Here is an 11,398-nt window from a genome sequence, read left to right as displayed (position 1 = left end):
AGCTGGATAGTTGGATACGGCGAAAACTGCGCTGCCTGATATGGCGGCAAAGGAAAAGGTCGTACGCCCGAGCAAGAATGCTAATGAGGAGCGGACTTGGGGAAGGAAGAGCGTGGAGATCAGCGACAAACCAGCGAGGACCTTGGTGGAACTCAGGAGCCAGTCACATGAACCAGGCATATCCAAAGAAAGCGTTCTCACAAGCGGGACTCTTATCACTGCAGGAACTTCATAGGCAGTTCCAGCGTTAACAATGAACCGCCGTATACGGAACCGTACGTACGGTGGTGTGAGAGGACGGCGGGAGCGATCCCGTCTCCTACTCGATTGTACTACTTATATTACTTACTTTTTCTCAGGCAGATTATCATTATAAATTTCTTTATGTAATTATACCTCAATAATATTGTTTCATTAGAATTAATTGAATGTTTTTATAACGAGACAATAAATAATTGGGCATAATTCGAAAAACGTTATATCTTAGTTTCAATTAGTTATATTTTCTTCATTAAATATTGTTTTTGAATTTTTGCTTTATTTTATTCGATTCATTTATTTGAAAAGATTTACAGAGACATCAGCTTAAAAACTTTCTGAGTTTAATGCTGTGGTTGTTGATAAAAATATGCCTAAAAAACACCCGAAAATCATCTGTTTTTCAGGAATTTTAGGATTATTGTTTTATTTAATTGGTTTTATTTGGATAAATATTATGCTGTATGAAATTATGATGAAATAATATTTCTATCGATAAAAACGCCAAATAAAGCCTGATTATTAAACAGATTTGTATGCTTTTTCCGAAATAAGCATGCTGTTTTGTAGAGATCATAAGGTTGCTAATAATTTTTTCTGTCGGTTCTTTTTCTCAGTAAGGACCGGAGGACTTTTATTGTGCGTGAAATAGGATATTCAACATTGTTGTTATATCTGCTGGATACAATTTTAAATTTAATATTAAATCAAGGGAATTGTTTATGGGTAAATCATCAAGCAGGAGCGCAGAATATTTTTTTACCGGGAATTATTTTGCTGATGACGATAATAATGACATTGATGCTATTGGATTTGGTGGTTACATTTATGCCCGCGGAGGGAATGACTATATTACGCTTGGCTCAATAGCGGCGAAGGTATATACCGGTACCGGTAATGACACAGTGGTTGGTGGTGCTGCATATTTAGAAATCGAGGATTCTACGGGTAATTTGACCGTAAAAGGGGGGGCAGGTTACGCAGATATTGATAAAAGTGGTGATGGTAATGTTTTATTTGCCGGCGCTGCGGGTGGCATTTCCCTGAATCATACAGGTAACCAGGGAGAACTGGATTTTACTGGTGCGGCTGTTTATAACGAAATGGTCCGTAAAGGTCTAACCGGTGACGTAAACTTTAAAGGTGCTGGTGGTTACAATAAATTATGGCATGAAATTAATCAGGGTAATTTGTACTTTGATGGTGCAGGAGCGGGTAACCAAATCGACCACACTTGGTATAACCGCTATAAAGGAAGTTCTGGAGATGTGACGTTTAATGGTGCAGGTACTGCAAATAGCATCAGTTCTCGGATTGAAAGCGGTAATATTAATTTCACTGGTGCTGGAGCAGATAACCACATTATACGCAAAGGTAAAGAAGGTAATATTACCTTGAGTGGTGCAGGAGCTTCGAACCGAATTAAACGTACTCGCCAAAAAGAAGATATCTATGTGCAGACCCATGGTGATATCACCTTTGAAGGCATAGGCGGTTATAACAAAATTTACTCTGATGTTGCACACGGTAATATCAGCTTCTCCGGGGCTGGGGCTTACAATCAAATATCAAGAATCGGCGCAAATGAGGATTTTCTTAGTGAGGCGCTGGAATATGCAAAGGCTGGAGAGATAGTTTTAACCACCGCGACGATGGGAGGAAGTTGGATTCTGGAATCCCAGCCAGTGACCGGCATAAAGTCAACGAGAGAGCCTGATACTTATCTCTTCGCATTTGCTGATGAAATGTATACCAAAATCAGCAAAGTTCATCTTTTTAACGATCCTGAAACCGGTAAGCTCAATTATTATGCTACCTCTTGGTATAAAGAAGGTAAGCATCTTAAAAATCTTGCTTCAACGGATATATCTTCAGCTAATGGATTTACCAATCTAAACATCAATGATGCCTACCGCCTTTTTAATTTGGGTGTTGAACATCATCAATCCGTTACCATTCGTTCCGTTGAAGATAATGTCTCTGAAAACAAATGGATTATTTATGCCGGTGGAACAACGGTTAAAGCGGAAGATATCACGCTGCTCAATGCAAAAATGGAAGGGCAGGCGATTTGTGATAATGGTGAGAAAGTTGACGTTTCTGCGGTGAAATCGAACCGTCAACCGAACACTTATATGTATGCCAAATATTTGGGATCGCACACCAAAGTGGTGGTTGTTAAGTTGGAAAACGATCCAATTACGGAGGAGCTTAAATACTTTGCCTGTGCATGGTACAAGGCCGGTGATCATACGGGCAATTTAGCTGATGAAGACATTTCGCCTGCAAACGATTATTACGCTATCAGTGCCGATAGCTACATGCTAAGTCAGCTGCAATATAGTCTTGATACAACGATACGTCGGGCCTCTGATCGATTAGCACATACTGAAGAATACCGTCAGCAGGAGTTGGTAAGTGCGTTTGCCAAAAATGGTGCCAGTTCCGGTGACATTCAATTTAGCGGCGCAGGTGGTGGAAATGTGATTACTTCCAGTGTTACCCGTGGCAATGTCGATTTTTCAGGCGGAGGAGTTGCTAACATCATTGTAAGACATGGTGAAGAAGGGAATCTGACGTTTCATGGCGCTGGTTTAGCAAATGTTGTTGTTCATCAAAGCCTGCGGGGAGAAATGGATGTTAACGCTGGAGGTGCTGCGAACGTATTTGTACGAATCGGTGATGGCCGATATCTGGCCCATCTTTTGGCGGTTGGTAATATTTCGATTCATAAAGGCAACGGCAACAGCCGGGTAGTGATGCAGGGTGGTTACAATACGCACACACATATTGGTAATGGTAGAGCGAATTGGTCAGGTGCCGGTGGTTTTAATCTCATGGCCCAAAAGGGTAACGGCAATGTGTCCTCGGTGCTGGTGGGTGGCGCTAATGTGCTAACTAAGCTTGGTACAGGAGATATGGTTTCCGGCATGTTAGGGGGGGCCAACATTATCACACATATCAGTGATGATGTTGAAATGTCAGATACCAGGGTAATTGCATTAGGTGGCGCTAATGTTCTTACCAGGAAAGGGCTGGGCAATGTGTTGGCTGTGATGGGCGGTGGCGCAAACGTTCTAACCCACATTGGTAACGGTAATACGACGGGCGTTATGCTGGGTGGCGCCAATATTCTGACCAAAATAGGCAACGGCGATACGATGGGTACCATGCTGGGTATCGGTAACATTCTGACTCATGTCGGTGACGGTCAGACATTGGGTGTGATGGGGGCGGCGGGTAATATCTTCACTAAAGTTGGGGAGGGTAGCGCGATTGCCGCTATGATCGGCGCGGGCAACCTCTTTACCCATGTTGGCAAGGGTGATGCGTGGGCGTTGATGGGCGGCGCAGTAAACATCTTTACCAAAGTGGGTGACGGTGATGCGTTGTCACTGATGGTAGCTGTTGGCAATGTATTTACCCATATTGGCGATGGTACAAGTGTTGCCCTGATGTTGGCAAAAGGTAATATCGCGACCAAAGTGGGTAATGGTATGACTTTGTCAGCGATGATTGGTGAAGCCAATATCTTTACCCATGTAGGTGATGGTAATACTTTTGCTGCCATGATCGGTGGTGCCAATGTGCTGACGAAAGTCGGCAATGACCTGACAGCCGCCTTAATGATTGGCAAAGCCAATATCTATTCTCATACAGGTGATGGCACCAGTATCGGCTTGTTTGCCGGTGAACTGAATGTGATGACCAAAGTGGGTGACGGCATTACGCTGGCGGCGATGTTTGGCCAGGCCAATATCATGACTCACGCTGGTAATGGTCTGACGGGTGTCCTGGCGCTGGGTGAAGCGAATATTGTTACTAAAGTGGGTAATGACTTTATGGGGGTTGTTGCCACAGCGAAAGCTAACATCATCACGCATGTGGGCGACTCGGCAACTGCTGGAGTACTACTTAGCAAAGGTAATATTCTGACCAAAGTGGGGAATGGTACGACCATTGGCCTGCTTGTTTCCGATGTGGGTAACATTATGACTCATGTCGGCGATGGTACTACAGTCGGTTTCGCGAAAGGTAAAGCCAATATTATTACTAAAGTGGGGAAGGGGGCTGGGATTAACGCTGTCTGGGGTGAGGCTAATATTCTGACGCAAAAAGGTGATGGTGATCGTTACAACTTCGCGAAAGGTAAAGCGAACATCATGACTAAAGTGGGTGATGGACAAGAAGTTGCGGTTGTTCAGGGGGAGACCAATATTATCACTCATGCAGGTAGCGGTGATGATTATACCGGAGCCTGGGGCTCAGCGAATGTTATCACTAAGGTCGGTGATGGGCGCAATGTAGTGTTAGCTAAAGGTGACGCTAATATTGTGACTCAGGTGGGACAGGGTGACAGCTTTAGCGCTTTGTGGAGTAAAGGCAATATCGTTACCAAAGTGGGCGACGGTAAGCAGGTTACTGCGGCAAAAGGTCAGGCCAATATCACGACAACAGTAGGTAACGGCTTAAGTGTGAATACAGCTCACGGCGATTTTAACGTGAATACCAAAGTGGGTGATGGTGTTTCGGTTAATCTGGCATGGGGTCAGTACAATGTTAATGCCAATGTTGGAAATGGCCTGAATGTTGCGGTGATGAAAGGCAAAGGTAATGCCAATATCCATGTGGGTGATGGTTTGGGTATCAATGCTTCTTATGCACGTAATAACGTGGCGATTAAGCTTGGTAACGGTGATTTTTACAGCCTTGCAATTGCAGAAGGTCGCACCGAAAGTAATAAACTCGCTGCCTTCTTTGAAAATATCAAACAAACGGCATTAGGTGTAGGCGGCAGTCAAGCGATCAACTATCTGATTCAGGGGGATGAGGCCAACACGTCTGGCACGCATAAGGGTCGGGGTGCGATTAATGTTACCGAAGTCTCTGCTATTGACGGGTTTAAAATGGAGGAAATTGCGCCGTTAGGTTCGGATTTAAACAATCGCCTGAACGGTTCTGTGACAGAGATAGCAACACCTGATCTCGATAAGATTCATCGTTCATTAGATATTAACGAAAATTTTGATTCAGGCCAGAAAGCGAATCTGATCATCAATGGTAATTTTGAGCAAGGTAATCACGGCTGGTCAGCAACTAATGGTATTGAGACGTATCACTCAGCGAGTGCTTACGGTCTGGATAATGCAGGTCATGGAGAGCGAGTCAGTGAACTTGATGCAGATAAAAACACTACTATTTATCAGGACCTGCAAAACTTGTGCGAAGGAGAAGTGATTTTACTGAGCTTTGATTTTGCCAATCGCCCCAATGCTTATCTCACTAACAATGGTATGGAGGTTTTTTGGAACGGTAAATCTGTATTCTCAGCATCTGGAGATATCACTCAATGGCAAAATAAAACCCTGGAATTGACAGCAAAAACGGGTAATAACCGAATTGAGTTTAAAGGTACTGGTTTAAATGATGGGATAGGCTATGTTCTGGATAATATTGTTGCAAAATCTGAGAATTCCCGACAAGTCAATGCTGTTACCGAACATGCGAAACAGGATAGAGCGGCGCAAAATGCGTTAAATGATAAAGAAAAAGCTGAAGCAGATCGTCGCCTCCTGGAGCAAGAAAACGATAAACAACTGGCAGCGATTGCAGAAACACAATCTCAACTTAAATCAACAGATCAGACGGTGTTAAACACCAATGGGCAAGTGCAGCGTGATGCAGTGAAAGAAGAATCACAGGCAGTTACTGATGAGCTGATCTCGATGACTCAAGGTCTGGATGTGCTCAACGGCTATGTGAATCATCACGGCGAATCAGGTGACGAGTGGCGCAATCAATTTGCTGCCGGATTTCTGGGCAGTGTGCAGGATAAATTGGATTCTGCTAAGCATATTGCTCAGGAAAAAATAGCCAATGCGGAACGAATGGTTGCCGGTAACCATCAAGCAGTCAAAAAAGCGGTAGCAAAATCAGAGGTAAGCGTAGCGCAAAGTGAGCAACATCGTGCCAGCGTGAAACAAGATATTACGAAAGCGCAGATAAGGGCAGAATTAAGAAAGAAGGAGGCATCTTCACAACAACGGGTAGAAAAAGCTGAAAACGATGCCAATCTGGCCTGTCAGAATGCGGAAAAGCAGGGTAAGCGTGACATTGCTGTTGCCGGGGATAAAGTAGCTCAGGCACGAACCGACGCGCAAAGTGTGAAGCAAAGCGATAATACTAAACCGCAGCGTGTAGGGGCATCTGGTAGTGGTTTATCTGGCAAGGCTTATGAACCGACAGAGAGGGTAGAAACTGGCAGTCATGTTAATCCTGAATCTGTCGTACATGCCGATGGGCGATTCAGTACAGGATTGACAGAAGAAGATTTGGACGTGCTGAGAGAGGCGAAAGGAGCCATCAACCGATTGCAGATTAGTGCCAATTTCCGCTATGCGGTGAACAATCAATTCTCAGTAGAGAAAAACCATAAAAATCTATCGACAAATACGCCGATTAACAATAAAGAAAAAACATTACCCACAATATCGGTATCTGATAAACAAATCGCTAATTCTCAAAATCGTGATGTCATCAAGGGAGATGTGTTGCAAAAAATTGACAACAAAATCTTTGACTTCATGGCACATGGGAAAGAGCTGGAAGCTTATTCATTCCATTTCAGTCAGGGTGATAACTTGTTGGAGAAACTCGACAAGATTATTCCAGAAATTGGCAGTGTACTCCTGACTGACGGAAATAAGACGGAATCAAAATCACTGCGTAAAGGGTTATGTTTCGCTTTATCTGCTCGTTATTTGATGGAAGAACGAGTACATGGTTCAGGAGGGGGTAAAGCTTATATGATGTGGTTGAAGGATGCGGTTAAAGCTTACAGCGACACATCAGTGAATAAGAAAACTGATATTAACTCCATCGAATCCTCTTTGCTGACCCAATACCGTCGCCAAAATATTGGCCCGGTGATTGAAGATTTATTATCGATGCAGTACAGCCAGTCGATGGATAGTTCTACGGTTGCCGGGTATAACAAAGCTAACGCCGCTTATGGCGGAAAATTGAAAGCCAATGGATTGGCCGGGCCAAATATCCACGCTGCATTGAATTATGAAGCTGAAGGTTATGAGTCTGTCATGAGTAAGTTGCGCAATGTAAAAAAGTCGATTTACATGACATTTATGTCTGAAGATCATGCAATGTCAGTTGCTGTACATAAAGATGGAGCCCAAACAGTTTGGTCATTTTATGATCCTAACTATGGCGCTAAGTCGTTTGCCAATTACAATGATTTTCGCCGTTTTATGGACTCTTTCCATAAAGGCTACCTTAAAGCGTACTTCACGGGTTACAAATTCCAGGCGAGTGAAAAACCAGGCCAGAGTTTCTATGTTCAATTCAATAAATTTGAAAAGGGAACCATTGCGAAATATGACGGTGTTTGGAAACAGGCGCGGGAAGGCGAACAAGGCTACATACTGCGTGCTCTGAAAGAGCAAGGCAAGACTTTTACCTTGGGTTCAAATGTTACCGGACGCGTGGTGGATTACGGTGAGCGTGAAATAACGCTGGAAGTGACAACGAAACAAGGTAAGCAGAATAAGAAAATTCTGGTCGAAGTTGAGAGTAACAATTTTAAACAAGCTGCTGGTTTCGTGCAGTCGAATATCAACAAAATACTGACTTATCCGGCAGCGAACAAACTAATACTAAAAGCATCGGCTGATGGTGACGTGATATTCCCCGGGTTGGAAAAACTGTCATCAAATGACACTGTTAAAAACAAAAATGTAGAAAATTGGGAACATATTACTGTCACACCCCAAACGGATATTTGTGAAACCCGTTTCAGTGGTCAAGTTATTATTCAGCTGGAGGATGACCCGATAGTCGCTAAAGCGGCAGCTAATCTGGCGGGTAAACATCCAGATTCCAGCGTGATTGTACAACTCGATGCCGATGGTAAATACCATGTGGTTTATGGCAACCCATCCAAATTATCAGGCATATTACGCTGGCAGATTGTGGGTCATGGCCGTGACGGATCAGCGCAGAATAACACTCGCCTAAGTGGTTACAGTGCCGATGAACTGGCAGTAAAACTAAAACAGTTCAGTCAGGATCTTAAGCGGGCAGATAAACCTATCCATATCAGCATTGTGGGTTGTTCTCTGATCAATGATGACAAACGAGACGGTTTTGCCCGTCGTTTTATCATCGCCATGGATAAACAAGGTATTCGCAGCGATGTTTCTGCTCGCCGTAGCGAAGTGGCGGTTGATGTTAATGGCCGTAAATTTACCCGTGACCAGAATAACCAATGGGTCAATAACCTGCCTGATAACAAAATCATATTCAAATGGAATAAACAGAGTGAACTGATAATCAGTACAGAAAGAGTTGTTCGTGGTATTGATGAAAGTGATATCACCCTTTCTAAGGTAGGTTACACATCCGCTGATGCTGTGGCTAAAGGCGCGATTGCGGAGCATCATCGTGCTTTTACAGCGCCTAAAAAACGTAAGAATAATATTGAGATTGACACAAACGATAAACTGAGTCGCTCGCTCAGTTATTCAGGCAATATTCAGATAAATGTGGGTGAGGGTGAGTTTACTGCGCTCAATTGGGGAGCATCTAACGTAGGCGTTAAAGTGGGAGCCGGGGGTTTTAAATCACTGGCCTTCGGTGATAACAATGTGATGGTTCATATTGGCCATGGTGATAGCAAACGCAGCTTCGATATTGGCGGTTACCAGGCGTTTGAAGGAGCACAGATGTTTATTGGTAACCGTAACGTCAGTTTCAACCAAGGGCGAAGTAATGACCTAATCGTCATGATGGATAAATCCATTCCAACGCCACCGCTGGTCAATTCATTTGATGGTGCGGTTCGTGTTACTGGTGTACTGAAGTCGATTGCCCGTTCTGGTGAAGAGTGGAACTGGTTAGTGGCGCAAGATCAGCAGTGGACGCTATCTGGTGCGGAGAAGTTTGTGCAGGAAATGTCTGGCTTAGACCAAACCAGCAGTGTGGACTACAAAACACTGGTTAATCTGGATTCACAGCATGAGCGAAGTAGTCGTGGCTTGAAGAGTGACGCGGAAGCAACGTTGAATAAGAAATATTATCAGTGGCTAAGTGATAATAGTATTGACACAGGCAAAATGAGCCGCGCAAATAAATTCCTCCAGGCCAATCAGAAGCTGGCTTTCAACTTTGCTGTTGGCGGACGAGGGGCCGATATCCAGGTTACAACCGGTAACTGGAACTTAATGTTCGGTGACAATATTCAGTCGATTCTGGATATTAACCTGGGTTCACTGTTTGGTCTGATGAGTCAGCAATTCACGGCAACTGGGCTAATAAAGACCACTTTCACCTATAACCTGCAGGACCTGCCGCGTCAGCTTAAAAACAAATTACTTGGTCGGTTGTCGGGTGTCAGTGCAGATACCACCTTAGCGGATATCTTTGGTGTGGATTACACCGCAGAGGGGCAAATAGTTTCCCGTACAGGTGAGCCTGTTGATGGCGAGGCTATTCTGCGAGAGATGTTGGAAGTGATAGGGGAATTTGGCGGTAATCAACTGAAAGTCCTCACTAACCCAGAGAAATTGCTTGATGGTTTGCGAGCAGGCATAGATATGGGGTCAGATGGTGTCAGGTCATTTGCTGAAAGTCATGGGCTGATAGAGAAAACGTCTGATGAAAACCGGGAACAGGGAGCTTCGGTTGTTATTCACAACAGAGAGGATGTTCAGGTTAGCGACAACTCAGAGCGTATATTTGGCTTTAATTCACTGAATTTGCCTAACCTGTTTGCGACGATGTTCAGTCAAGATAAGCAAGCAGAAATGCAGTCATCAGTGGCTAATTTAAAAGAAAATTTAACGACAGATTTGCTTAACATGGAGCAAAAAACTTTTGATTTCCTGCGTAACAGCGGTCATCTGCAAGAGGATGGTGACATCCATATATCGCTGGGCAACTATAACTTCAACTGGGGTGGTGACGGAAAAGATCTCAGTGCTTATCTGGGCGATAACAACAACTTCTGGGGTGGTCGTGGCGATGATGTTTATTACTCGATGGGTACCTCCAACATCTTTGCGGGCGGTGAAGGGAATGACATGGGCGTCCTGATGGGGCGTGAAAACTGGATGTTTGGCGGAAATGGTAATGATACCGCCGTGGTAGCCGGACGGATTAACCAGGTTTTTATGGGTGAAGGTAATGATCAAGCCTTTGTCTTTGGTGAAGGTGGTTTTATTGATGTGGGTAACGGGCAGGATTACGTTGTCGCTTCCGGTAACTACAACCGGGTGGATGCCGGGGCCGGTCAGGACTATGCGGTGACCATCGGCAATAACAACCGGGTTGATTTAGGTGAAAGCGATGACAGTGCCAGAGTGTTTGGCAACGATAACCGAATCGATGGCAGCACGGGTAACGATGAGATCAAACTAATGGGCTACCATGCGGTGATTAATGGCGGAGAAGGTGATGATCACCTGATAGCCGCTGAGATTTCGAAGTTCAGCCAATTTGATGGTGGTGATGGTCAGGATTTGTTAGTGCTGGGTGGTTATCAAAACAGCTTCCGGGGTGGGGCAGGTGTAGACAGTTTTGTGGTCAGTGGTGAAGTGATTGATAGCCGGGTTAATGATATCAACGCAGAAGATATCATTCTGTTGCACAATATTGACTGGAAAAACCTGTGGCTCCAACGCAGCGGATATGATTTGGTGCTGTCGGTGAATCGTCATCCCAGGGATAAAACTGCTCAAAGCGTATTTGAATCAGTGGGATCAGTTACCTTTGATAATTACTTTAATGGTCATCGAGCTAAATTGGTGGCACAGAGGGGTAATGAAAACGCATTAGGTGAGAGTGAATTTACCGCATTTTCGGATAATCTGGTTGATTTTCTAATCCAGACAATGAGCAGTTTTGCTCCGACAGCGGGTGATAATGGTTTTATTGAAGGCTTGGACAGTAAAGCGAAAATCGCCATAGCGACCGCATGGACTGATGCAGCGATGGGTAAAGGGAAATTTGCTTAATTAACCTGAACTTTGCTTGCGGCCAAATTTGCAAAAGTCTTCCTGTTGACATCCTCCCCCTCTTGAGTCACGAAGTGCGAAAGTGGGGGAGGATGTCAAAACTCTGGGATAAA

At 44.3% G+C, this 11,398-nt stretch carries 1 protein-coding gene; it reads left to right on the top strand.

Annotation, left to right across the window (positions count from 1 at the left end; translation table 11 throughout):
• Positions 1–980: 980 nt before the first annotated feature.
• Complete coding sequence (rtxA, locus tag BO26_RS14890; RefSeq protein WP_036772698.1) at positions 981–11,285, top strand: MARTX multifunctional-autoprocessing repeats-in-toxin holotoxin RtxA; 10,305 nt, start codon at positions 981–983, stop codon at positions 11,283–11,285.
• Positions 11,286–11,398: the final 113 nt, after the last annotated feature.

The sequence above is a fragment of the Photorhabdus australis DSM 17609 genome, assembly GCF_000711895.1.
In the GTDB taxonomy this organism is placed as follows: Bacteria; Pseudomonadota; Gammaproteobacteria; order Enterobacterales; family Enterobacteriaceae; genus Photorhabdus; species Photorhabdus australis.
This window is presented reverse-complemented; position numbering and strand designations above follow the sequence as displayed.

Bases quoted from the DNA above. Each gene is read 5' to 3' on its own strand.
- rtxA (WP_036772698.1), top strand. From the start codon at position 981: ATGGGTAAATCATCAAGCAGGAGCGCAGAATATTTTTTTACCGGGAAT.